The 23,078-nt window shown below is 40.5% G+C and carries 24 protein-coding genes; 12 read left to right on the forward strand and 12 right to left on the reverse strand.

Going from position 1 to position 23,078, the window contains the following annotated elements:
• The first annotated feature begins 3 nt into the window (after positions 1-3).
• The 3 genes from L950_RS03610 to L950_RS28380 all read left to right on the forward strand — a co-directional run bounded on the left by L950_RS03610 (position 4) and on the right by L950_RS28380 (position 6,697).
• Positions 4-3,057: a SusC/RagA family TonB-linked outer membrane protein gene (locus tag L950_RS03610; protein ID WP_021191619.1), complete on the forward strand. Its 3,054-nt coding sequence runs from the start codon at positions 4-6 to the stop codon at positions 3,055-3,057.
• A gap of 100 nt (positions 3,058-3,157) precedes the next feature.
• Positions 3,158-4,633, forward strand: a complete 1,476-nt coding sequence (locus L950_RS03615) for a RagB/SusD family nutrient uptake outer membrane protein (protein ID WP_231576824.1) — start codon at positions 3,158-3,160, stop codon at positions 4,631-4,633.
• Positions 4,634-4,636: 3 nt separating this feature from the next.
• The gene (locus L950_RS28380; RefSeq protein WP_021191621.1) at positions 4,637-6,697 is read left to right on the forward strand and encodes a glycoside hydrolase family 16 protein; all 2,061 of its coding nucleotides are present in this window, start codon (positions 4,637-4,639) and stop codon (positions 6,695-6,697) included.
• A 279-nt stretch (positions 6,698-6,976) separates the two neighbouring features.
• On the opposite strand, the gene L950_RS03625 is transcribed toward L950_RS28380, so the two are convergent.
• The gene (locus tag L950_RS03625; protein WP_231576825.1) at positions 6,977-7,618 is read right to left on the reverse strand and encodes an AEC family transporter; all 642 of its coding nucleotides are present in this window, start codon (positions 7,616-7,618) and stop codon (positions 6,977-6,979) included.
• Positions 7,605-7,895: a hypothetical protein gene (locus L950_RS31810; protein ID WP_231576826.1), complete on the reverse strand. Its 291-nt coding sequence runs from the start codon at positions 7,893-7,895 to the stop codon at positions 7,605-7,607. The genes L950_RS03625 and L950_RS31810 overlap by 14 nt, the downstream gene beginning before the upstream one ends.
• 194 nt (positions 7,896-8,089) lie before the next feature.
• On the opposite strand from L950_RS31810, the gene L950_RS03630 reads away from it, so the two are divergent.
• The gene (locus L950_RS03630) at positions 8,090-8,935 is read left to right on the forward strand and encodes an AraC family transcriptional regulator (protein ID WP_021191622.1); all 846 of its coding nucleotides are present in this window, start codon (positions 8,090-8,092) and stop codon (positions 8,933-8,935) included.
• A 24-nt stretch (positions 8,936-8,959) separates the two neighbouring features.
• Here L950_RS03630 and L950_RS03635 read toward each other — a convergent pair whose 3' ends face one another.
• From L950_RS03635 to L950_RS03650, 6 genes are all read right to left on the reverse strand, one after another.
• On the reverse strand, positions 8,960-9,970 hold the full coding sequence (locus L950_RS03635) for a metallophosphoesterase family protein (RefSeq protein ID WP_021191623.1): 1,011 nt from the start codon (positions 9,968-9,970) through the stop codon (positions 8,960-8,962).
• 102 nt (positions 9,971-10,072) lie between these two features.
• Entirely contained in the window at positions 10,073-10,417 is a 345-nt protein-coding gene (locus L950_RS03640; protein ID WP_021191624.1) for a winged helix-turn-helix transcriptional regulator, read from the reverse strand.
• Positions 10,418-10,459: 42 nt separating this feature from the next.
• Positions 10,460-10,843, reverse strand: a complete 384-nt coding sequence (locus tag L950_RS31815; protein WP_231576827.1) for a hypothetical protein — start codon at positions 10,841-10,843, stop codon at positions 10,460-10,462.
• Positions 10,840-11,478: an MsnO8 family LLM class oxidoreductase gene (locus tag L950_RS31820; protein ID WP_231576828.1), complete on the reverse strand. Its 639-nt coding sequence runs from the start codon at positions 11,476-11,478 to the stop codon at positions 10,840-10,842. Before L950_RS31820 ends, L950_RS31815 begins: the two co-directional genes overlap by 4 nt.
• A gap of 39 nt (positions 11,479-11,517) precedes the next feature.
• Positions 11,518-11,826: a hypothetical protein gene (locus L950_RS29350; RefSeq protein WP_197086218.1), complete on the reverse strand. Its 309-nt coding sequence runs from the start codon at positions 11,824-11,826 to the stop codon at positions 11,518-11,520.
• Complete coding sequence (locus L950_RS03650; RefSeq protein WP_197086219.1) at positions 11,772-12,641, reverse strand: LLM class flavin-dependent oxidoreductase; 870 nt, start codon at positions 12,639-12,641, stop codon at positions 11,772-11,774. The genes L950_RS29350 and L950_RS03650 overlap by 55 nt, the downstream gene beginning before the upstream one ends.
• 330 nt (positions 12,642-12,971) lie before the next feature.
• On the opposite strand from L950_RS03650, the gene L950_RS03655 reads away from it, so the two are divergent.
• From L950_RS03655 to L950_RS03665, 3 genes are all read left to right on the forward strand, one after another.
• Positions 12,972-13,709 carry an NADPH-dependent F420 reductase gene (locus L950_RS03655; RefSeq protein WP_021191625.1) on the forward strand — a complete coding sequence of 246 codons (738 nt, stop codon included), beginning with the start codon at positions 12,972-12,974 and terminating at the stop codon, positions 13,707-13,709.
• Between the two features lie 75 nt (positions 13,710-13,784).
• Positions 13,785-14,354 carry a Crp/Fnr family transcriptional regulator gene (locus L950_RS03660; protein ID WP_021191626.1) on the forward strand — a complete coding sequence of 190 codons (570 nt, stop codon included), beginning with the start codon at positions 13,785-13,787 and terminating at the stop codon, positions 14,352-14,354.
• Between the two features lie 84 nt (positions 14,355-14,438).
• Positions 14,439-14,828 carry a RidA family protein gene (locus L950_RS03665; protein WP_021191627.1) on the forward strand — a complete coding sequence of 130 codons (390 nt, stop codon included), beginning with the start codon at positions 14,439-14,441 and terminating at the stop codon, positions 14,826-14,828.
• Between the two features lie 471 nt (positions 14,829-15,299).
• Here the strand turns inward: L950_RS03665 and L950_RS03670 are convergent, their stop codons facing one another.
• Complete coding sequence (locus L950_RS03670; RefSeq protein ID WP_046791971.1) at positions 15,300-15,695, reverse strand: hypothetical protein; 396 nt, start codon at positions 15,693-15,695, stop codon at positions 15,300-15,302.
• A gap of 312 nt (positions 15,696-16,007) precedes the next feature.
• Between L950_RS03670 and L950_RS31825 the strand changes: the two genes are divergently transcribed.
• From L950_RS31825 to L950_RS03680, 3 genes are all read left to right on the forward strand, one after another.
• Positions 16,008-16,301 carry a nucleotidyltransferase domain-containing protein gene (locus L950_RS31825; protein ID WP_231576829.1) on the forward strand — a complete coding sequence of 98 codons (294 nt, stop codon included), beginning with the start codon at positions 16,008-16,010 and terminating at the stop codon, positions 16,299-16,301.
• Positions 16,244-16,750, forward strand: a complete 507-nt coding sequence (locus L950_RS03675; RefSeq protein ID WP_231576830.1) for a hypothetical protein — start codon at positions 16,244-16,246, stop codon at positions 16,748-16,750. Before L950_RS31825 ends, L950_RS03675 begins: the two co-directional genes overlap by 58 nt.
• A 134-nt stretch (positions 16,751-16,884) precedes the next feature.
• Complete coding sequence (locus L950_RS03680) at positions 16,885-17,490, forward strand: metallophosphoesterase (RefSeq protein WP_316930523.1); 606 nt, start codon at positions 16,885-16,887, stop codon at positions 17,488-17,490.
• A 23-nt stretch (positions 17,491-17,513) separates the two neighbouring features.
• Here L950_RS03680 and L950_RS03685 read toward each other — a convergent pair whose 3' ends face one another.
• Positions 17,514-18,359 carry a helix-turn-helix domain-containing protein gene (locus L950_RS03685; protein ID WP_031289258.1) on the reverse strand — a complete coding sequence of 282 codons (846 nt, stop codon included), beginning with the start codon at positions 18,357-18,359 and terminating at the stop codon, positions 17,514-17,516.
• Between the two features lie 88 nt (positions 18,360-18,447).
• On the opposite strand from L950_RS03685, the gene L950_RS03690 reads away from it, so the two are divergent.
• Entirely contained in the window at positions 18,448-19,635 is a 1,188-nt protein-coding gene (locus L950_RS03690; RefSeq protein ID WP_021191632.1) for an MFS transporter, read from the forward strand.
• Positions 19,636-19,707: 72 nt separating this feature from the next.
• Here the strand turns inward: L950_RS03690 and L950_RS03695 are convergent, their stop codons facing one another.
• Positions 19,708-20,568, reverse strand: coding sequence for a penicillin-binding transpeptidase domain-containing protein (locus tag L950_RS03695; protein WP_031289260.1), 861 nt, complete (start codon positions 20,566-20,568; stop codon positions 19,708-19,710).
• A 514-nt stretch (positions 20,569-21,082) separates the two neighbouring features.
• On the opposite strand from L950_RS03695, the gene L950_RS03700 reads away from it, so the two are divergent.
• Positions 21,083-21,946: an OmpA family protein gene (locus L950_RS03700; RefSeq protein WP_031289261.1), complete on the forward strand. Its 864-nt coding sequence runs from the start codon at positions 21,083-21,085 to the stop codon at positions 21,944-21,946.
• 105 nt (positions 21,947-22,051) lie between these two features.
• On the opposite strand, the gene L950_RS03705 is transcribed toward L950_RS03700, so the two are convergent.
• Positions 22,052-22,561, reverse strand: coding sequence for a DUF4468 domain-containing protein (locus L950_RS03705; protein WP_021191635.1), 510 nt, complete (start codon positions 22,559-22,561; stop codon positions 22,052-22,054).
• Positions 22,562-23,078: the final 517 nt, after the last annotated feature.

Raw genomic sequence — 23,078 nt, forward strand, 5'->3', positions numbered from 1 at the left:
AGCATGAAAAATAATGTCAGCATCATTGCAAGTGTTGCTCTTCTGTCTTGTCTTACCCATACGGTAAATGCACAGAACAGAACGATTACAGGTAAAGTCACAAATGAACTGGGGATTCCGCTAGTGGCAAGTATTACCTTATCAGGAGGTTCCAAAATTGGAACAAGTAGCAACGAGCAGGGAGACTTCTCCCTCTCTATTCCCCAGAACACCAGTTATTTAACGGTCTCTTCTTTGGGCTATGAAACCAAAACGGTCACCATCACCGGCAATTCCTTCAACATCCAATTAAAGGCTAATGCCGATTTTAATCTGGATGAAGTCGTGGTCGTCGGTTACGGTACACAACGAAAAGGTGATCTTACAGCCCCTATTGCTACGGTCAATATGCAGGATATGGCCAAGCGTACGGTTTCCAATTCCATGGATGCCCTTCAGGGTGCCGTTGCAGGTGTACAGGTCGTCAGCTCAGGAGCTCCGGGATCAACACCATCCGTGCGCGTCCGCGGTGTAGGTTCATTCAACAATGAAAGTCCGCTGTATGTTGTCGATGGGATGTTTATGGACAATATTGATTTCTTAAACCCCAACGACATCGCCGATATCTCCATCTTAAAAGATGCCTCCGGAGCAGCCATCTACGGGGTTCGGGCCGCAAATGGGGTCATCCTCGTCACAACGAAAAAAGGAAGCATCAATATGAAATCGCGTGTCACCTACAATGGATTTGCAGGTTTTCAGACCCCGACCAATAGCTTAAAGATGGCCAATGCGCAGCAGTATGCCAATTATGCCAATGCCACCGGAAATGGTGCCTTTGTGAAAAAATCAGTTGAAAAGTATGGTGGTACCGAAACCAATCCAGCTATGGATACCGACTGGTTCGATGAACTATTACGATCAAAAGCACTCATCACCAACCACAATGTGGATATCATGGGCGGTAGTGAAAAAATAACCTATGCTTTTGGCCTCAACTATGTCAAACAAGAAGGCATCATGGATGCTAAAAACAACAACCAAAAGTTTAACATGCGCATGCAGGCCGATGCTAAGGTTACAGATTGGCTGAAAGTTGGATTTATGGCACATTTAAATAATTTTAAATCCTACCACCCTAATAATGCCGCTTTCCGTCAGGCCTATTTTGCATCGCCTTTATACCCTGTTTACGATCCGTCGATCGAACTTTCAAAACCTGAAAAATTCGGTTCCAGTACCGCAATTGGTATGCAGTCGGGATTCTGGTATAACAATCCAATCGCAACAGCCTTTTATAACAACAATCAAACAAAAGGATTTCAGATCCTGCCAAGTTTTTACGTAGAAGCAGAACTATGGAAAGATAAAATTACATTCAAATCACAGCTTAGTCAGCGCTATCAATCAACACATAATATCGGCTATAATCCCATTTATTACATCGATAACGACCAGCGAAACGATCGCTCTTTTCTGCGTTCGGCACAGGCACGTAACAACAACTACATCTTAGATAATTTACTGACCTATAAAGATCAAGCGGGCAAACACCACTGGTCGGTCCTATTGGGGCAGTCTACACGTGAGGAACGCTGGCGTGAGACCTGGGTGCAGGCCAACGATGTACCTGAATCCGAAGAGTTCTGGTATGTAGGCGTTGGTGCGCAAGGAATCGGTTCGGCAACAGGTTATGGTGAAAGAGGCTCCCGAAATGCAGGAATATCCTATTTTACGAGAGGAACGTACGATTATGACAACAAATACCTATTGACCGCTACTTTCCGTGCCGACGGAAGTTCCAAATACCAGACCAAATGGGGTTACTTCCCATCTGTGGGTTTAGGATGGGTGCTGACGAGAGAAAAGTTTATGGAAAACCAAAAGCTTTTCAATCAACTGAAACTCCGTGGAAGCTGGGGTAAACTCGGGAATGACGGTATCCAGCCCAATGCAGGATACGCAACCGTGTATTCCGGCAATAATTTCTCGGGTATCTTTGGCAGTGAAGGCACTACAAACGGAACGCGGATCCCAGGATACCGTGTCGGCAGGTTCTTTTCACAGGTCCGTTGGGAAGTGGTGGAAGAATGGGATGGCGGTATAGATTTTGCCTTATTGAACAACCGTCTGAGCGGTACATTAGACTATTACCACAGGACAACGCATGATTTAGCTTTCAGCAGACCAATTCCATTTTCTTGGGATCGCGTATACGGAAACTGGGGCAGTGTAGCCAACAGCGGATGGGAGCTTTCCCTTCAATGGAAAGATAAAGTCGGTGCATTGGGCTATTCCATTGCAGGAAATGTAACCACATTGAAAAATACCGTTAAAAATCTGGGTGGACTCGAGAACATCATGAACGGTTATCCGGAATGGTCCGCGGAATTTCCGGCCAGAATCCAGATCAACGAGCCCATCAACTATTACTATGGCTATGAAGTAGCAGGTGTTTATCAAAATCAGGCGCAGATCGATGCCGATCCGATAGCAAAGGCTTACAATCAGCAAAATCCAAACGCCCCTATTTTACCGGGTTATCTCCAATATAAGGATCAGAATAATAACGGCGAACTGGATGAGAACGACCGTATCAACCTCGGAAACTACCTACCAAAGATCACCTATGGTTTCAACCTGGCATTTGATTACAAAAAGTTTGACCTGAGTGTCGCCTTTCAAGGGGTGAGCGGCAATAAAATCCATAACCTCAACCGGGCCATGCGCAGAAAATATAATCAGATGAATGTGGATGCGGCCTTTGCTGATAAACTGTGGACAGGAGAAGGAACAAGCAACACCCATCCATCGGCAGCAGGTTCGGTGGCTTCCTGGAATCTTCAGGCAAGTTCATTCTTTGTTGAAAGTGGCGCTTACCTCCGCGTACAAAACATACAGTTAGGTTATAGTTTTGACTTCCCGAAAATGCCTACACGCATCTTCGTCACAGCAGATCGACCTTTTATGTTTACCAAATACAATGGTTTTACACCGGAAGTAGGTGAAATGGGATTTGATGCCAATGTGTATCCAATTGCATCGACGTACAGCCTAGGAGTCAAAGTTTCCTTTTAATTTTTAACCCTTACTTTTTAATCTTATGAATACCTTTAAATATATCCTCATAGCAAGCTGTATAGCAGTACCGTTATCCATGACGAGCTGCAAAAAGTTTTTGGACAAGCCACTGGAAAACCAGCAGCGTTCGGAAGAAATTGACTACAGCAACCCTGCGCTTATGTATGGCCCCGTTTCTGGCGTATACCGTTCGGCAGCCGATGACAATCTTGTCCATTGGATCGATCTATCCATCCGCTGTATGCGTGATGATGATTACCTGCAGGCTGCTCCCAGCCCCAATGATAATCCGGAACTCATGGCCATCAAAAACTTCCAGAATGATGTAACCGTGCAGTCGTATTGGGGGCTGAACCAATCTTGGATCAGTTACTACAGTCTGGTCATCGCGGCCAACAATGCCCTGATCGAACTGGATAACTTCGCTGCAAAAATACCGGCTGGCAACAGCAAAGACCTCAATCTCAATAAGCAGTACAAAGCTGAGGTGCGTTTTCTGCGCGCATACGCCCACCTGATGGCTTCCCGCCTGTTCGGAAACGTCCCTATCTTGATCGACAGTGAAAATATCGGACGCCTGGCTACCATCGAAAAGAGCACAGCAGCGGAGGTAAGACAGTTTATCATTGCCGAAATGAATGAATGTATCGAAGCACTGGAAGATGCACGCCCGAATCAGTCCATTCATATCGGTGCCGTGACCAAGTATACTGCACTGCTTCTAAAAGCCAAAGCAGCAGCAGACCTTGCCGGTAATGACAACAGCAGTCCGCATTGGGAAGAAGTCTTAGATGCGACCAATAAGATCATTGCGAGCAATAAATTCTCCTTATATCCAAACCTGTATGAGCTCTTTAAGCTCCCCGGAAAACTGGCCAACGAATCTTTATTTGAATTGCAGTATTCTGATTTTGGTGTAGGTACAGGCGATATTGTTCGTCCCGGAGTAGACTGGGGAACGTTCTTTAAATGGCAGGGACCGTCAGGCGATCAAAAAGGAAGTGCTATTTCTGGAGCTGGTTGGGTACCCCCATCTCAGAATATTGTCGATTTCCTAACGAACCGTGGCGATAATGAACGCTTGAAAAACACCATTCAGTACTGTGGCATAAACGGAAATCCTGCGACTTCCGTAACCACTCCTAGCGGTGATGTGGTCTATGGCAATCCATTCGGCATCAAATATTTCAATGGAAAAGCTTACCTTCCAAAAGCACAGATGACCGAAGGACGTATGGAATATGGCGCAAACAATAATGTTCGTATCTTACGGTATGCAGATGTTTTGCTTTTAAATGCGGAAGCAAAAGTACGGAAAGGACAAAATGGCGACGAACCGTTCCGATTGGTGCGCGAAAGGGCTAAATTGGGTGCTATTGCAAACGTAACTTTAAACCAGATTTTGGACGAGCGCAGAGCAGAATTTGCCTGTGAGTGGTGGGGCGAGCGTTTCAATGACTTGGTACGTACCGGTAAAGCAAAAGAAGTATTTGGTGCTAAATTTATTCCTGGTGTGAGTGAATCTTTGCCTATACCGCAAACGCAAATCGATGCTAACCCTAATTTCAGATAGATTATGAGTCGTATAAAAACAGGAATTTTATGTTCCCTCCTCCTTTTCAACGTACAGCTGGCGGTATCGCAAGATAACAAACCCGTTAAAACAGTCATTGCTAAAGAAAATGGTGGTTATACCATCAAGCGTGACGGTCAGCCGTATTTTATCAAAGGCGCTGGTGGAACCAATTATATGGATCGTCTAAAAGCGTATGGGGGCAACTCCATACGCACTTGGAGTCCACAAAATGCAGGCAAAATATTGGACGATGCCCATCGCTTGGGACTCACCGTTACCTTAGGACTGGATGTCCGTGCCGAAAGGCATGGATTTGATTACAACAATCCCGAACAGGTAGCACAACAATTGGAGGGCATCCGTAAAACGGTATTGCAATACCGTAACCATCCTGCACTCTTGGCCTGGGGAATCGGCAATGAACTGAACCTCCATTACAGTAACCCAAAGGTATGGGATGCGGTCAATGCTATTGCAGTAATGATTCATGAACTTGACCCCAATCACTTGGTGACGACCATGTTGGCCGGTATCAACCAAAAGGAATTTGATTATATTCAGGAAAAATGCCCGGCTATCGATCTGATCGCTGTTCAGGTATATGGAGGACTCGCTTCCGTGCCCCAGCAGATTAAAAGTGTGGGTTGGACCAAACCGTATATCGTGACCGAATGGGGTCCTACAGGGCACTGGGAAGTCACACAGACGCCCTGGTCTGCTTCCATAGAGGAGAACAGCAGTGAAAAAGCGGCGGTCTACAAAAGCCGTTATGAAGCCTCTATCGGCACAGATAAGAACTGCTTAGGGTCTTATGTCTTCTTATGGGGACAGAAACAAGAACGCACCCCGACCTGGTACGGACTGTTCACCGAAGCGGGTGAAGAAAACGAAGTGGTCGATGTGATGGAATACCTCTGGTCAAAAAAATGGCCTGCAAACCGGTCTCCACATGTAACGTCTTTGCTGTTAGATGGAAAAAAAGCGGCTGACTTTGTTTATGTCGAACCTGGGAAAACTTATCCCATTGCCGTGTCTGTAAACGATCCGGATGGCGACACATTAACGACACGCTGGGAACTTCTGCACGAAAGTACCGACCTCAAAGAAGGTGGTGACCGTGAAGAAAGACCGAAGGCTATTCTAGGACGTATTGCAGCTGAAGGTGAACAGCACACACAGCTCACAGCTCCTACGGAAGAAGGCGCATACCGCCTGTTTGTCTACGTTTCCGATGGTCACAACAATGTAGCTACCGCCAATATCCCTTTTTATGTAACGACTAATAAGTCAAATACCAGCGCCGCAGCCGCAAAAAAAGCTTACCGCTTTTCGACTGAACCTGTCTGGGCCGACGAATTTAATTACGAGGGCTTACCCGACACGACCAAATGGTCGTATGATGTAGGTTCAAAATATAACGGCTGGGGCAATAATGAGGATCAGTATTATGTTGCATCTTCGTTAAAAAACTCCGTTGTCGGTAAAGGGGTCTTAAAAATCAAAGCTTTAAAGGAAAGCAAAGGCGGTAAACCTTACACTTCTGCCCGATTGGTAAGCAAAGACAAAGGTGATTTCCTTTACGGTCGCTTTGAAGCCCGTGCAAAATTACCACGGGGACGCGGCAATTGGCCTGCGATCTGGATGTTACCGACAGCATCCAAATATGGCAATTGGCCTAATTCGGGTGAGATCGATATCTTGGAACATGTGGGTTACGATCAGGATGTACTCCACATCTCGACCCATACCAAAGCTTATAACCATAATATCAATACCCAAAAAACTGCAACAACAAAAGTAGCAGGTGTTTCAGATGATTTTCATTTGTACCGTGTGGATTGGACACCGGAATATATCAAAGGATTTATCGATGATCAGGAGATTTTTTCCGTTGAAAATGAGCATAAAACCTTTGCAGAATGGCCCTTTGATCAAAAATTTCACTGGATACTCAATTTAGCCATCGGCGGAAATTGGGGTGGTAAACATGGGGTTGATGAAAAGATATTCCCGAACGTCTTTGAAATCGATTACGTTCGTGTATATGAACTATTACCTTAGATATCATCAGCTATATAGCTATAATAGAACATATAAAACCTATTATTGCTAATTAAAAAACCTTTTCAAGTAGCATCTGAAAAGGTTTTTTATGTTATTATAATAAATGTAAATCGTCAGCACAATTTAGACACAGTTACATTAAAAACAAAAGTGTGTTAACCTTAAAAAAACTTTAACTTCAATCATCATCAGAATACCAAGGTAAACAATACCAGAAAAGTTCATTATAGATATACGTCAAAGTACAACTGCTTCATGGAAGGTCAGCGTGCGCCCTTAAATCACCAGATAATCCATGATAACTTTCCAAAATGCAGTTGTAATGAACCCCACCAAAATGCTGATACCGATAATCAAGTTGGTCAATCTAGCATTGAGTTTAAACTGTTCTGCAATAATACTGGAGGTTATCAATGTTGGCATTGCTGCTTCAAAAATACTGATTCGCACGATATCTCCTTTTATCCCGATGAGCACGGCAACAAGCAAAACTAAAAGAGGTGCGATCATCAATTTATATAACATAGTCATCGAAAGTTGAGCGATTTCCTGTTTCCATCCTTTAAATTTGAGTTGTAAACCTACCGAGAACAATGCCAATGGACCTACTGTGCCTGCCATTTTAGAGAAAAATGGTTCCGCTACACTAAGATCCATGAAACTGGAAAGGATAAGTGCACCGGCACATCCAATAAAAGGTGGAAAAGTAAACAGCCGTTTTACCAACATAGAAGCCTTAATACCAGCAGTGTCGGCACGATTTCCTTTAACCGCAGCAATGATACCAATAGTAGATAAAAGCACAAACATCACCTGATCACAAATAATGGCTATACTCAAATTTTGCTCTCCAAAATAGGCTATAATCAATGGAAAACCAATAAAAGAGGTATTACTATATGCACTAGACAATTCCAATGTACTTCGGGTACGCTGTCCGTATTTTTATATCGGCAATAAGTTCCATAAATATCCAACTTCCTGCCCATACGATTATAGGGGAAATTGCAGGGAATAACATCTGATTACTCCATTCAATATGAGGGATATATTTAAAAGATACCGCAGGTAGTGCAAGATACAGGATCCAAGTATTTATTCCCTTATGTGCATCTTGAGGGATTAGTTTTGCATAACGGAAGATCATACCCATAGCTATACAAAAAGCTATCATGACAAAATTGTCCATGTTCATTGTTGTTTATACAGACAAAATTACCCTGATGCACAATTTCACCACATGTATAATAACAACATTAATATGTATATTTACGTCATAAAAACATAAAACTAAGCTTCTAACGATTACTGGATTCTACTCATGAATAGCCAGATTAACATATAAGCATCAAAAGGTTTCGCATAAAAACAATAATTCATCGCTAGCATATGACCAAACTGAAGCAATTTGACGCATTGCAATTACTAGATTTTGAAGAATCGGATTTTCATCTAACGGTCCATGGGCAAAACTATTATGAGCTCGTATACATCTATAAAGGTTCGGGTATCCATCAGATTAATCACAATAGCTTTCCATATACTTCAGGAGATCTTTTTGTGATATCACCACAAGACGAACATAATTTTAAGATAGGAAAACGAACTAGAGTTATCGCCATCAAATTCACAGATGATTATTTCAGTAGTAAAAATCACTGGAAGTTATTGGATTATATGACGAATGATCCAGTGGATATCATGAACAATAAGATTCTAAAAGAATTAAAATTGAATTTCGCTCCAGATATCCGAAAAATTTTACGGCAGACCATAGATAACATGCTACTGTACAACAGCACGAAACAAATAGCATCTTCACCGATAATTTTTCATCAGATTCTTTCCATCTTCGGCATGATCAAGGAATCGATGAGAGGTATATCTTTAATTGGAAAAGACCAATTCCCCGCAAAAGAGCACTTGATTTCCTATATCCATCAACACATCTATCAGCCTAATCAACTAAAAATTAAACATATCGCATCACATTTCAATATTGCTACGACTTATTTTAGCAGTTACTTTAAGCGAAACTTTGAAATGGGTTATCGCGAATATATCAATGAATACAGAGTGATATTGATTGAAAAAAGATTGGAGTCAGGGCAATTTACCTTTAGACAGATTGCTAACGAATTTGGATTCAACGATGAAAGCCATTTCTCTCATTTTTATAAGAACACCAGAGGCATTAGTCCTTCATCTTATCGAAAAAATCCCTTAAAACAATAACAGCATAAAAAACATGGATCATGGCTACTTCGCGAGATCGATTCTATGCACGTTTCCATTAAACCCCGAAACCTGAGCAGGTAAATCTTCCAGTTTAACTTCATGCTTATCATCCGCTCTTATCGCACTTACTTTTACCGCATCCTTATTTTTTATGTTTTTCGGGATTTCAATAAAGCCATAGGACTTATATGGAGCCTCATGATGCCCCAATAAAGAACGAGGCCCTCCACCCAGGCAACCGCTGTGATATAAAATCACCGAGTCCTTTTTAGCAGGGTAATACACATGTTGATGACCCGATAAATACAGGTCTACCTGATTTTCTTTCAAAAACTGCAAGGTCTCATCAGCATGCTCCAGAACTTCTCCTGGTTTATTTTTACTTTCAACGAGTGCATATAAAGGCAGGTGGCCTAATACGATTTTAAATCTCGACTCTTTAGCCAAAGGGCTATCCAACTGCTCCTTCATCCAACTTTTCACTTCAGCTGGGATTTGAGATGATGATGCATCCCAGGAGATCATGAACACATTATTTTTTATATAAGAAAAGTAATACGGAAAATGACTGCTTTCGATGAAAGTAAGATTGACATCAGCTTTATGATTGGCCCAAAATGATGCCGAAACTTCACGATCCAGCACAAAATTGGGAGATGCATCATGATTGCCCATGGTAAATCCAAATGGTACTCCAGAAGCCTTTATAGGTTGCAGAACAGCCTGATCAAATCCCTTCCACATAGCCTGAATAGCCTCTCGCGTTAAAGTCTTCTTTTGTCCTGCTACCATGTCTCCCCCGCACAAAATAAGATCTGGCTTTAATGTTGAAACATTTCCCACTAGATCCAACACTTCCTGACTGTAAGTCGTAGATCCATAGCTATCATTTAAATCCGATATCACTAAGATCTTAAGACTTTTATTTTGCTGTTCTTTCTTGATATCCTGATCAGAAACCTGAGAAAATGCAGGATGAATAAAGATGGTCAGCGCAAAGCAGCAAAGCAAAGCCAATAAATTAGAGTTCATATAGTAAGGTTTGAAGTACAAGTTCCAAATGTAAAACTATAATTTTATAATCCTGTTAAAAACGGAAATATAGCCCTGAGCGTTTTTGACTTCAGAATCAACTTACTCCAACACCTTTTTCTTATGGTTAATGCCCCAATCTTTCAGTGCATAGATGACTGGGGTCAACGTATCTGCATATTCCTCCAGCTGGTACGAGATCTTTACAGGATACTCCTCAATAATAATTCTCCGGAGCAGTTTATGCTGCTCAAGATCTTTCAGTTCTTTAGCCAAAACTTTGGGCGAGATCCCAGGAATACTCTCCTGGATATCCGTGAAACGATCGTTACCGACACCGATGGATATAATAATAGGTATTTTCCATTTACCATTGATAACATCCAACGTGTCGCGCACCGGTCTTATGGTTTCTAGACAGTCACAGTGAACTTTTTTTTGTGCCATTGTTTTAGTTTTAAATATAATGAAAAGCGGATTAGGTTAATGTTAATCCGTGCTATCATCGGCATTGATTTCGCTCATGACTTCAGCAAACAATTCGGTCGATTTGATTCGATCCTTGAAATCATAGATTGTCGATACGACGATCAGTTCATCCACTTGCGTTTGTTCAAGAAATGCTTTCGTCTGTTCTTTTACCCTTTCCTTAGTGCCCACAAATGAGTATTTCAGCATCTGATGTACACTTGGATGATGGAAAATGTCTTCCAAATCCTCCGTCATTTCTGTTGGTGGATGCAACGGTTGAGAATTCCCGGTCAAAATACCCAAAAACATTCTGATCAGTGATGTAAACAATTTTTGTGCTTCTTCATCCGTATCAGCAATAATCACATTAACACCTGCAATCGAATAAGGTTTTTCCATCATATCAGAAGGTTGGAACTCTTCCCGATAGATTTTAATGCCGACATTAAATGATCGGTGGCAAAATGGCTTGCAAAAGCATAAGGCAATCCTTTTCGAGCAGCTAGATGCGCGCTATCTGTACTCGATCCTAAAATGTAAATGGGAACATCCGCACCTTCTGCGATCGGTGCTCTAACCTTACCTGTGCTGTTGGAATTTGAAAAATAATGTTCAATTTTCTCAATTTCTGCAGGAAATGAGTGCGCAGCTTTCATAAAATCCGATCGGATCTCCTGAGCCGTCAGCGTATCTGTACCTGGAGCTCTTCCCAGACCTAAATCAATCCGGTTTGGATAAAGATGCGCCAATGTCCCAAATTGCTCTGCGATGATCAAAGGCGAATGATTTGGGAGCATAATGCCACCCGACCCTACTCTTATTTTACTGGTGTTTTCGGCAACATAAAGTATGAGCAGCGAAGTGGCACTGCTGCCTACCGAAGCCGAATTATGATGTTCCGCAAACCAATAACGTTTATAATTATTTGCTTCTGCCACTTTAGCCAGTTCTAGCGAATGCTGTAAGGTCTCCCCAAATGTACTGCCTTCTGAAACGATGGCGAGTTCTAAAATGGAATGAGCGATATGTTTTTTCATGTTTTTGAATTTTTGATTTAATTGAATCCCTTGATGCTTTTAAAAATTTCTGAATGCTGGTTTTGGAAGCTCAAGGTTTCCGCGCAGCGTTGTTTCTTCGTAGTCCGTATGGAAAATTCCGCGTTCTTGTAAAATAGGAACAACCAGTTCGATAAAATCTCGGAGACCGTAGGGATGATCCTGTTTAATGATCAGCATATCCATTATTCCCTGTTCGTACCATTCTTGAATTTCATCAGCTACACTTTCGGCAGAACCTAAAAAAAGCGGTGGTGCAATTCGCTGATACCGATTCAATACAGCCAACTCCATATATTTCTGATGCGCTTCAGCATCCGTTCTTCCCACGATCGGGTTTTGCGAAGTGGCGATGATAAAGTTGTCCTGGTTTCTTTGTTTCTCATCCAACTTCTTCTCAACGCCATAGCGGTATGTTTTGTCTCTTCCATGGAAAAGCCTCCTATAAAAGCACCATCTGTGTAAGTAGTCGCAATATCAACGAATGTTGGCGAGCTACCTGCGGTGTATAGAACAGGTCTTCCCTGAACAGAACGGCTTATATTCAAAGGACCTTCAACAGAAAAATATTTCCCTCTATAGTTTGTTAAATGCATTTTATGTGGATTCAAAAAGATTCCATTCTCTTTATCTCTTACAAATGCATCGTCCTCATAGGTGTCCCACAAGTTCCTTATAATTTCTAAAAACTCGATATGCATGGGATACTGATCTGCTTTCGACAAATGACCCCGACTGAAATTTACCATCCCTCCCGGATTGGAAGTAATGGCATTCAGTGACGCTCTACCTCTGCTTATTTTATCTAAAGACAATGCTTGTCTTGCGATATTATAGGGGTCGGTATAAGAACTCGAGGCCGTGAATGCAAGTCCTATATTTTTGGTCACCATCGCTAAAGCTGACATGATAGAAACCCCCTCGAACATACTCAGATAATGTGGAATATTCCCGGGACCAACATGACTGACATCAATCAAAAATAAACTTTCAAATTTGGCATCTTCCGCAAGTTTAGCCTGCTGAACGTAAAAGTCTATATTTTCGCCTGCGTCTGATGGCATATCCGGATGTTGCCAAGAGGTATGATTCCATCCAGGTCCATCAATTATCGCAGCGAGTTTCAATTTCTTTTTATTACCCATAATATCTGGTGATTTATATAAAATGCGTCATCTCCATTCGAGATTTTCTTAAGTATTGACCGCACCTATTTTTACACCTTACAAAATTACAGCAAAATTACTAACCAAAAGATAGTAGTTACCTAAAGGAAAGTGAAATTTATAAAGGGCAATTAGAGCACTTCTAGCCGTTTAAATCCAAAAGTCTGCTTTCCTTCAGGAAAGGCCTATACAAATGATAGTGAAATAGCGATAACTTTGTGCTGTGCGAAAGATCATTCCGAATAGCTTTTAAATAGAAAGGAAATGATAGCATGAAGACAAAACAATCCATATTAAAATAAAGAGCATATGAAAATAGGAATAATAGGTACCGGTGCAATAGGTGGAACAATCGCTAAAAAAATGGCTGCGGCTGGTCACCAGGTGAAAATTAACAATACAAGCGACAAGGATAAATTGAATGCGCGCGCTCAGGAATTAGGTGTTACAGCTGCCGATCAGAAGGAAGTGGTGAAAGATGTTGATGTGATCATTTTAGCGATACCGACCATAGCAATCCCAACTTTACCAAAAGATCTGTTCGCAGACGTTCCTGAAAAGGTCATCGTGGTCGATACCTCCAATTATTATCCCTTCCGTGATGCCGATATTGAAGAGATCAAAAATGGAAAAGTAGAGAGCATCTGGGTATCTGAACAATTGGGAAGAACGGTGATCAAAGCATTCAACAATTTATTGGCGGAAACGCTTATCAGTGGCGGAAAAGATGCTGGAGCCGAAGACAGAATTGCCATGGCTATAGCGGGTGATGATGCCGAGGCCAAAAAAGTAATTGCTACATTAGTTGATCAAGCGGGCTACGATATCGTTGACGCTGGCCCACTTTCAGAATCCTGGAGACACCAACCCGGAACGCCAGCCTACTGCACAGAATTGAATGCAACAGCATTAAAACAGGCATTGGCGGACGCCGTTAAAGATGATGCACCCATTTTGAGGGATAAAGCTATTGCCGAACTTTCAGCGATGTCAAGTTATCCTGCTCATCCAGATGTTGTTAAGTTCAATAGATCATTATTCGCTTGATAAAATAAAGCAATCATTTTATAACTTAGTATACGATGCATAACTTGCAGGTGACTTCAAATATTAGAATCTCACATGAATGCTATAAAAGATAAATTGCGAGCACATATCGAAAAAATCATCAGCCTTTCGGATGATGATTTTTCATCAATATTCGATCATTTTACATTTCAAGAATTTAAGAAAAATGAACTGATCATAGCAGAAGGCCAACCGGTTAAGCATGTATACTTTGTACTCTCCGGATTAGTGAAGCTAACATACACCGATAGCGATGCAAAGCAACATCTCATTTCTTTTGCAATGGAAGACTGGTGGGAAACAGATTTCGTAGCCTTTTACTCCCAAAGCAGAGCCACATTAGCGTTAAAATGTATTGAAAACACACAAATGCTTTGCCTAACGCTGGAAAATTTTGAGAAGCTATGTGCGCATATGCAGAAGATAGAACACTTTTTCCTTAAAAAATCGATTGCTGGACATATTGGCTCGCAACAACGGATTTTATCATTTCTTACTTCCAGTGCAAAGGAAAGATACGAGCAGATCATTAAAAACCAGCCCTCTTTGATACAGCGCATTCCCAAATCATTGTTGGCATCCTATCTCGGAGTGTCCCGCGAAACATTAAGCCGTATATTATAAGACATTTGAAAACTGTGATATTTGTCACACGGTCTTATAAAGCAACATCTTGATCTTTGTACCATACTTTAATAAAACAGTAAAATGGAAAAAAAGATCATTAATCCATGGACTTGGCAAGATGCCCGAAGCTATGTCCAGGCAGTAGAAGTGAAACATGTTGAAAGTACATTGTACGTATCCGGACAGACAGCGATTGACGAGCATGGAATTTCAAGTGATGAAAATATGCGTACCCAATTGCAAAAGACATTGGAAAATCTTGAAAAAGTAATTCGTGAAGCTGATTTCGAACTCAAGAATATCGTTCGGCTCAATATCTACACCACAGATTCAGCAGCATTGTTTGAAAATTTTGATGTTTTTCAGGAATGGATCAATCGGAACCAAATCAAGCAAACAAGTACAGTACTTGAAGTACAGCAACTATTTGAAACCCTAAAAGTTGAATTAGAAGCCAATGTCGTTAAATAACATAATAAACAATTAAATATCAACAATTTAAGAGACTGCTAATAAAATAATATGGGAAAAGATACGCTCCCGTAAAGATTTCGTCAAGAAGTGGTAATTACGGGTATTGCTCAAAAAACACCTAACCTACATGTATAATTGAACTACTCCATACTTCAATGGTTCTTAATAAGAAATCCAGTATACAATAAGAGGCAGCTCAAGTGGCATTAAAGCCATATTTGGTAAAAAAGAGCTTCAGTCATGATGTAAAAATGTGGATTAAAATTATTCTGTAAACATTCTAATTTGGCAATTATGTTTTTATCAATCATTTTCGGAATTATCTTTTTAGCACTTGCGATCTATGCTATAATGCGGATAACAGGAAACAGACGCGACAGACGCTAACGATCATGCACTTTTTATCGCGTACCCATCAAAGATGGAGTACGCGATACTATTCACTAGCAAGTAGAGGGCACTCCTCACTCAATCTCTTTCGGTATCGTATTTAATATCTACCGGAGGCTCATGTTTTTTCACTTCGGGAATGCTATACAAGCCCGAGCCTAAGATCAATATCCCTAAGATAACCAAGCACATAATAGCCTCGTATACCAAATCTAAAACAAAAGGTGAAACAATTAAAAACACACCTAGCACAACATCCATATTCAGATGCAATGGCATAGGTATGATGCGAATAAGACCTCCTTCGTACCGTGTCAGAACCGAAAGAACGATGATCAATCCACCCGCTAAGACACTGATCAGTTTTCCATAATGATCCTCACTGTATCCGAATATCCAGGGACCTACCAAAAGGGTAAATGCCAATATATAATCTAGAAAGGCATGCCATTGTGTTGATATTAAATTTCTCATAATGTCGCTTTTTAAACCATGAACAGCCAATAAATAGATACGTTCATAAATGGATGGACATCAGGTATAAGTACCCTGAGCAGCTGTATATTTTACACCTTAATTTGTTATGTACGGTGCAAGATCAGCTACGGAGGAAGGCATAAAAACCTGAACCCGCCCAGCAGATTTACAATGACGAATGCAATTAGCCATTCCAATGAAAAATAAAGAAAGAGAAAGGACAAGGTAGTCTTTAAAAATAGCACATACCAAACTAACAGTGCTATGAAATTGTTCTATCTACACGAAATCTATTACTAACGATACAATATGCTCACAACGGATAAAGAAAAAAAGGAATCGGGAGATTTTTATAAGGACGCGCTGCTCCTCTTACAGGAGTGTGAGTGTCAGTTTATGTTAGGTGGTGCTTTTGCCATGTTCCACTATACAGGCATCTTTAGAGACACCAAAGATTTGGATATCTTCTGCAAGAGCAGTGAATATCCTAAAATTCTGAAATATTTTGCTGAAAAGGGTTATCAAACCGAGCTGACGGACGTCAGATGGCTTGCAAAGTCTTCCATGGCGACTATTTTATCGATATTATATTCGATACCGTAAACAACATCTGTACAGTAGATGATAGCTGGTACGAACGGGCACCAAACGGACATTTTGCAGACGTACCGGTTAAATTTATACCCGTAGAGGAACTCCTTTGGTGTAAAATTTATGTACAGAACCGAGAGCGTCACGATAGTGCAGACATCAACCATATTTTGTTGAAATATGGGAAAAATGTGGATTGGGAATTATTGCTGAAACGCTTAGACCCACACTGGCACCTCCTCTTGGCACAATTGCTTATTTTTCAGTTTGTCTATCCTTCAGACTATCGCGAAATCATCCCCAAATGGTTATTTGATGAGCTGATGAGAAGAGCTGCAGAGCAATATGACATTCCCTCTCCCGTCGAAAAAGTATGTCGGGGTCCGCTCATCGACCAAACCCAATATGAGGTAGATGTGAAAGAATGGAATTATAAATCATACACGATAACGACAATATAATCTATGGAAGTACGCAAAAAAACGAGAATCGCCGCCATGGCGGATATACATATTCGTGTTTCAGACAAAGGATTGCTCAAGAGCATATTTGAAGAATTAAATGAAAAGCCGATGTACTGGCGATATGCGGTGATCTGACGGATACCGGAGACGAAGAGGAAGCTGTTGTACTGGGTGAAGAGTTAAAAGCATTGCGCATACCTGTGGTCGGCGTTTTAGGCAATCATGATTACGAAAAAGGCAGACAGAAAATAATCAAACAAATTCTGACGGAACATCATATGACGATTTTAGATGGCGAATCCATTGTCTTAGCCGATGTTGCATTTGCAGGCGTAAAAGGATTTGGAGGTGGATTTGATCAGTATATGCTGTCTATTTTCGGGGAAGATATGATGAAGCAATTTGTGCATGAGGCCGTCAATGAATCTTTACAGCTTGACCGTGCATTGACCCGTCTAGAACAAGATTGTCCCCATCTGCCCAAAGCTGTACTCCTCCACTATGCACCGATTAAAGATACTGTAGCGGGTGAGCCCGAGCAACTGTTCCCTTTTCTTGGCTCTTCGCACCTGGCAGAACCCTTGACCAGAAGACAGGTGTCGATTGCCTTTCATGGACATGCACATGGTGGTACACTCAGCGGTCATACCACAAGCGAAATTCCAGTATATAATGTCGCTCTTCCGGTATTAAAACGGGAGAAAGAGGGTCAGTCCTATTTAATTGTAGAAGTTTAAAATTTTTCTGATCAAAAAAGGCATTAGGCAACGACCTTATTACCCTTCGTCTTTTTAAATTCTGATAAGCTCATCTGATGCCGTTTTTTGAAAAACTTATTCAGATGGCTTTCATCTGAAAAACCAAACTCTGTGACGATTTCATTGACCCGCATATCACTGAACAGCACCCGGTGTTCAATCAGGCGCATTTTATAATTCAAGATGTACTGCTGAATCGTTTCTCCGGACTGATTTTTAAAGTAACTGCCCAGATAGGTTTCTGAAAACCCGAATTTCTTCGCGATCACAGCAACTTTCAATAATGCGGGATCATGGATGTTGCCTTGGATATAATCTATAATCTGAATCACCCTCTTATCCGAATTGGAGGTAATTTGCTCCGCTCGCATTTTGGAGATATTTCGTGCCGCAATCACAATTAAAGCATTCACGTAATTCAACGTCAGCTCATCCTGATACAGATCCGGATGATGGATACCATGAAGCAGTGACTCCACAATCGAATTGACCAAAACAATATCAGGCTTATTCTGTAAAATACAACCCGACAAAAAAGAAGCGCCATACAGGAGGCATTCCATGGAATTAATGCTGTTCCAAGGGTAATTCTTCACATAGCGTTCACTGAACTTCACAAGCAACAGATCCGTACTCTCCAAGATTTCCAGATGATGCTGATCATTTGGTGTCAGGAGAATTAGACTGCCTTTACTGTAAGAAGCCATATTGTTGTTGATGTTCAGAAATCCTTTTCCAGAAATAACATACACAATCTGAAAAAAGGAAAAATGCATATCCCGTAATGGACAACTAGCGCCCTGATGGTATTCCACCTTGACCAATTCATCGATGTTCTCGCGTTTCATAAGGCAAAAATACCTAATTATCATGAAAATATACTGATTTTTCACATTTTTTCTGTTCAATTTTGCCATACATAAATTTTAACAAATAATGAAAACATCAATTTACGTCTTAGCACTTGGCGCTTTTGGCATTATAACCACAGAATTTGGGATCGTCGGCATCCTACCGACCATCAGTCGGCAATTTGACGTATCCATCGATACGGCAGGTTGGCTGTTGAGTGCCTTTGCGATCACTGTCGCCGTTTCCTCCCCTTTTATCACCTCATTTACGACCAAGATAAACCGAAAGCTATTGCTTTGTCTGGTCATGAGTATCTTTGTATTTTCGAATTTAATTTCCGCCTTTTCGACCAACTTCAACATGCTGATGGTCGCCCGTATCTTACCTGCGATCCTGCATCCGCTATTCTGGAATATCGCCATCGCCATTGCATTTAAAGAAAAGGGTGCAAAGGGTGTTTCCACCGTTATGCTGGGATTAAGCTTGGCCACGGTGCTCGGTATTCCCCTCACCACCTATGCCGTAGATCTATTCCAGAACTGGCAGGCCTCATTTTTCCTCAGTAGCGCGATCAGTTTAATTGCTTTTATAGGTCTATTGCTCTTTATCCCATCTATGCCGGCAGATCAGGCAATATCGACCAAAAATCAGGTCGAAGTGTTGAAAAGCCCGCTTCTATGGCTCAATCTTATCTCGACCATAGCCACTTTAGCGGCCATGTTTGCCAGCTATACCTACCTGACCGCCTATCTGGAAGAGATTACCAAGATGGACGGTGCGCAGATCAGTATGATGCTGCTCCTCTTCGGTGGCATGGGCACGTTAGGAAACTGGTTAATGGGATTAGCCTTGAACCGCAATGTGCTCTTAACAGCCAGACTGTTTTTAATGCTCTTAGTGACGGTACAGATTCTCGCTTACTATTTTGGCGGACATTATATTCCGATGGTGATCATCGTATCCCTTTGGGGAATGATCCATACCGGCGGGTTTTTGGTATCCAATATCCGGACCACTCAATCTGTTCCCCATCATGCCTTAGAGTTTGTGAACAGCTTACTGACTTCCTCTTTTAATATCGGAATTTCCTTAGGCGCATTTCTCGGAGGAATAGTCAGTGTACATTATGGCGTTCATTATGTATTATGGGTCAGTATCCTGTTGCTGTCAGTGACATTTATCCTGAGTTTTGTAAGCTTCCCTAAAAAGATCTCAGAGAACGAAGAAGAAAGTCAATTGGACAGAGCTGCATCAGCCTGCGTACATAGCTAAATTAGACGAAGGTTATATGATAAAAAAGAGCGCTTCCACATGGAGGCGCTCTTTAAGATTATTTACTGCCTTTTAATCCATGATTTTTAGTTCCTTGAAAATAGCCTTTGTAATATCCTTTCTGCAATTTCCAAAATTTGATAAATTCAATTTCCTGTCCTGCAAAATTCGGGTAGCAAAAAAATAAACCTTATTATTACGCTCAATGTAACCAACCCACCATCCTGTATTGATGTCATTTTCCTTGGTCCAGCCGGTTTTTGAATGGATCATGTAGCTGTCTGTCTCTTCTGTAACCATCACATTTTTTACAATCTGTTGGTTTTCTTTTGAAAAAGGGAGTTCCTCGTTATAAAGTCTCCTCAGAAAATCAACCTGATTGATGGGGGAAATTTTAAATGCACCAAAATTCCAAAAATCATCATCCGCATGCGATAAGTTTAAATTTCCATACTTGGCTAAACTCAAGTATTCTTTATATTTCTCCCTACCTATCTTTTTTGCTAATTCAACAAATACCCATCCTGCTGACACTTTAAATGCCTCTTTTACGGTCATATCGTGATAAATATCCGGTCGGTATCCATATTTTACCGTATCGGTTTGGCCAGGCCATTTAATAATGTCATTTTCATCCTTTATTGTCTCTGTTTCCAATGCAATAAGCAGATTTACGATTTTAAAAGTCGATGCAGGAAGATTTTCAGTTTTTGCATCCTCCATATCGCTGCATACCCATGTTTTATTCGTATTGTCATAGATCACTGTTGATCCTTCCACCTGACAATTGGAAAAGTATTTCGTAAAATCCCGTCGAATCAGAATTTTCTCATCAGATCGAATGAACGAATGATTTGTCACGCGTTTTGTTAACATGCAGGAATTAAGAAAACAGATCCCTATTAATAAAGCTGTTAGTAGATAGACTTTCATTTCGTATTATTATAAATTTTTACTGAAATTTAGTGATTATTCGCCACATGAAAACCCTCTCTATTCTAATCCTGGACAGTCCATGAACGTAAATGATAGCACAATTCAATATAAAACAGGACTCATTTACAAGTAACAAATGTACATCCCCGCATGCTTTTATAAAATGGTTAATAATAACCAAATATGAACGAGCACTTTTCATCATTTTAAAAACTGTACAAAAATCTCGACCTCCGATTCTACCGTTCATTAGCTGCGATCACCATTCAATTTTCGATTGCCAGGATGATCCTATGAAAACTTTTACAGCAAACCTTGGTTTTTTAAAATAACATACCGTTTTATACGTTTATGTTATATCTATGAATTAACATCAGCTTGTGAGCCAATAAGGCATCAATTTTGTGTTATACTATTGGTCTGGCTAGAGACGTAATAAAAAAAGGTAATTGACTGTTTTTATTATATCTCCGAGATGCCTGTCAAGTATTAATTTTTAATTTTAAAAACTATGAAATATCCGTTAATTATTTGCGCTCTCCTAGCGTTGGCAACTTTGGGATCAAGTTGTACCAGTAACAAAAAATTTGCCGCACTGCAGGCAAGTTACACGCAATTACAACAAAGTAATCAAGAGCTCAGTAGCCGATTACAGTCCACTGAAAGTGATTTAAGTGGTTCAAAAATTAGAATTAAGAGTCTGGATGAGCAGATTGCTTCCGAAAAAGCAAATGTTGCCGCATTACAGACAGCATTAAACAACTGTCTAAACTCCAGCAATCAAGGAAATGTGAATATTTCGAAACTTGTGGATGAAATTAATTCATCAAACAAATACATCCAGCAGCTTGTCAATAGTAAAAACAAAAGTGATTCACTTAATTTAGTGTTGACCAACAACCTGACACGCTCCTTAAGCAGAGAAGAAATCAGAGATGTTGATATTCAGGTATTAAAAGGAGTCGTCTACATATCACTTGCCGATAATATGCTTTATAAATCTGGAAGCTATGAGATCTCAGACAAAGCAGGTGAAACATTAGCTAAAATTGCTAAGATTATCACCGATTACAACAGTTACGATGTACTGATTGAAGGTAACACCGATAATGTGCCTATCAGCATGCCTAATATCCGCAACAATTGGGATTTAAGTACGTTAAGAGCTTCATCCGTGGTGATGGCTTTACAAAACAATTATGGAGTAGATCCAAAAAGGTTAACCGCAGCGGGACGTGGCGAATATAATACCATCGCACCTAACGATAACGAAGCTGGAAAAGCAAGAAACAGAAGAACACAGATCATCATTACCCCTAAGTTAGATCAGTTTATGGAACTTATCGGTAAAGCGCCAGAAACTAGTCTGGACTAAATAATTATTGGTTTACAGCTGCAACATTTGTTATTCGAATGTCAACAGTATCATAAAAGAAAAAGCTAATCGAAAGATTAGCTTTTTCTTTTTTAAATACCTTGGTTACCAATTATTGATACTATTAGATTTATCAATAATCTGTTTTACGATTGCATTAAGATGAGTATTCAATCCATTGGTAGCATCTTCTAGAAGAAGTTCTCCATTTTGGTCATAAATAGCGACGCTGTCTTTCTTATCTTTTACAAGATTTAGCGTTTTCCAGTCACTATTATCCCAATCACTTCCCTTTCTGTAGGTTGCTTTATACCATCTTCTAAGTTCAAAAGTAGGACTGTTGATCCGGATCTTGCCATCTTTGAAAAGAAAGGATAAAGTGTACGGCAGGTCATATTTATAATTCGATTTTCCCAAAGCTCCAGTGCTATGCCTTACTGGTAGCGCTTTTTCTTCATAACGTGTTAACGTTATGCTCTCACCTTCCAGGACACTGAGATCCTTTTGAGGATTGCTGTACAACGAATTAATGGCATTGAGTACGTTCTTGTACAAATCCGTTTGTTTTACATTTGGTGCTTCTACGACTGCAAAATCGTTATTATCGTCGGCCACAAAGCCGTTGGCTGTTAGTTTAAATATTGCGCAAAACTCAGCTGTGTAACCAGCAAAAGTATCACCATACCTAGCAATTTCTTCATATTCATCATTTTGAAAATTTTCAATTCTACCTTTGTTGCTGGACTCACGATTTAAATCATGAATGATCCAATTTGGATCAACAAAAATATAATTATTTGTCCAATGGCAAAAAATAAGTTTTTAAAGATGATTGATTTTCAAAAGGTCACTATTTTGTTTTAAGGATATTAACAGTTATTTATAGTTCCAGATTTATCAACAATCTGTTTTATAAGCGAATTGAAATAAGGGCGAACGCACAACAGCCGTTTGGTATAATAAAACAATAAAAACCGAAAGCACGACCGCTAATAACTAAGCTTTCGTCTTGCCCGGAGGGCACGAGATGAAAGCCCGTTGAACGGAACCGCAGGAAGCTTAATACGTATTATGGAGTTTTCGAAGTGTAGCTTTAAGATATACGAGCAGTATTTTACGATTACTGCTTTTT

The organism is Sphingobacterium sp. IITKGP-BTPF85 (assembly GCF_001006065.1).
Taxonomy (GTDB): Bacteria; Bacteroidota; Bacteroidia; order Sphingobacteriales; family Sphingobacteriaceae; genus Sphingobacterium; species Sphingobacterium anhuiense.

Excerpts from the sequence above, each read along its gene's own strand:
- L950_RS03660 (WP_021191626.1), top strand. The coding sequence starts at position 13,785 with ATGAATGCTATAAAAGATAAATTGCGAGCACATATCGAAAAAATCATC.
- L950_RS31810 (WP_231576826.1), bottom strand. The coding sequence starts at position 7,895 with ATGAACATGGACAATTTTGTCATGATAGCTTTTTGTATAGCTATGGGT.
- L950_RS03690 (WP_021191632.1), top strand. The coding sequence starts at position 18,448 with ATGAAAACATCAATTTACGTCTTAGCACTTGGCGCTTTTGGCATTATA.
- L950_RS03650 (WP_197086219.1), bottom strand. The coding sequence starts at position 12,641 with ATGGGTAATAAAAAGAAATTGAAACTCGCTGCGATAATTGATGGACCT.
- L950_RS03675 (WP_231576830.1), top strand. The coding sequence starts at position 16,244 with ATGGCTTGCAAAGTCTTCCATGGCGACTATTTTATCGATATTATATTC.
- L950_RS31825 (WP_231576829.1), top strand. The coding sequence starts at position 16,008 with ATGCTCACAACGGATAAAGAAAAAAAGGAATCGGGAGATTTTTATAAG.
- L950_RS03635 (WP_021191623.1), bottom strand. The coding sequence starts at position 9,970 with ATGAACTCTAATTTATTGGCTTTGCTTTGCTGCTTTGCGCTGACCATC.
- L950_RS03700 (WP_031289261.1), top strand. The coding sequence starts at position 21,083 with ATGAAATATCCGTTAATTATTTGCGCTCTCCTAGCGTTGGCAACTTTG.
- L950_RS03670 (WP_046791971.1), bottom strand. The coding sequence starts at position 15,695 with ATGAGAAATTTAATATCAACACAATGGCATGCCTTTCTAGATTATATA.
- L950_RS03630 (WP_021191622.1), top strand. The coding sequence starts at position 8,090 with ATGACCAAACTGAAGCAATTTGACGCATTGCAATTACTAGATTTTGAA.
- L950_RS03695 (WP_031289260.1), bottom strand. The coding sequence starts at position 20,568 with ATGAAAGTCTATCTACTAACAGCTTTATTAATAGGGATCTGTTTTCTT.
- L950_RS31820 (WP_231576828.1), bottom strand. The coding sequence starts at position 11,478 with ATGAAAAAACATATCGCTCATTCCATTTTAGAACTCGCCATCGTTTCA.
- L950_RS03665 (WP_021191627.1), top strand. The coding sequence starts at position 14,439 with ATGGAAAAAAAGATCATTAATCCATGGACTTGGCAAGATGCCCGAAGC.
- L950_RS03685 (WP_031289258.1), bottom strand. The coding sequence starts at position 18,359 with ATGAAACGCGAGAACATCGATGAATTGGTCAAGGTGGAATACCATCAG.
- L950_RS03655 (WP_021191625.1), top strand. The coding sequence starts at position 12,972 with ATGAAAATAGGAATAATAGGTACCGGTGCAATAGGTGGAACAATCGCT.
- L950_RS31815 (WP_231576827.1), bottom strand. The coding sequence starts at position 10,843 with ATGATGGAAAAACCTTATTCGATTGCAGGTGTTAATGTGATTATTGCT.
- L950_RS03640 (WP_021191624.1), bottom strand. The coding sequence starts at position 10,417 with ATGGCACAAAAAAAAGTTCACTGTGACTGTCTAGAAACCATAAGACCG.
- L950_RS03610 (WP_021191619.1), top strand. The coding sequence starts at position 4 with ATGAAAAATAATGTCAGCATCATTGCAAGTGTTGCTCTTCTGTCTTGT.
- L950_RS28380 (WP_021191621.1), top strand. The coding sequence starts at position 4,637 with ATGAGTCGTATAAAAACAGGAATTTTATGTTCCCTCCTCCTTTTCAAC.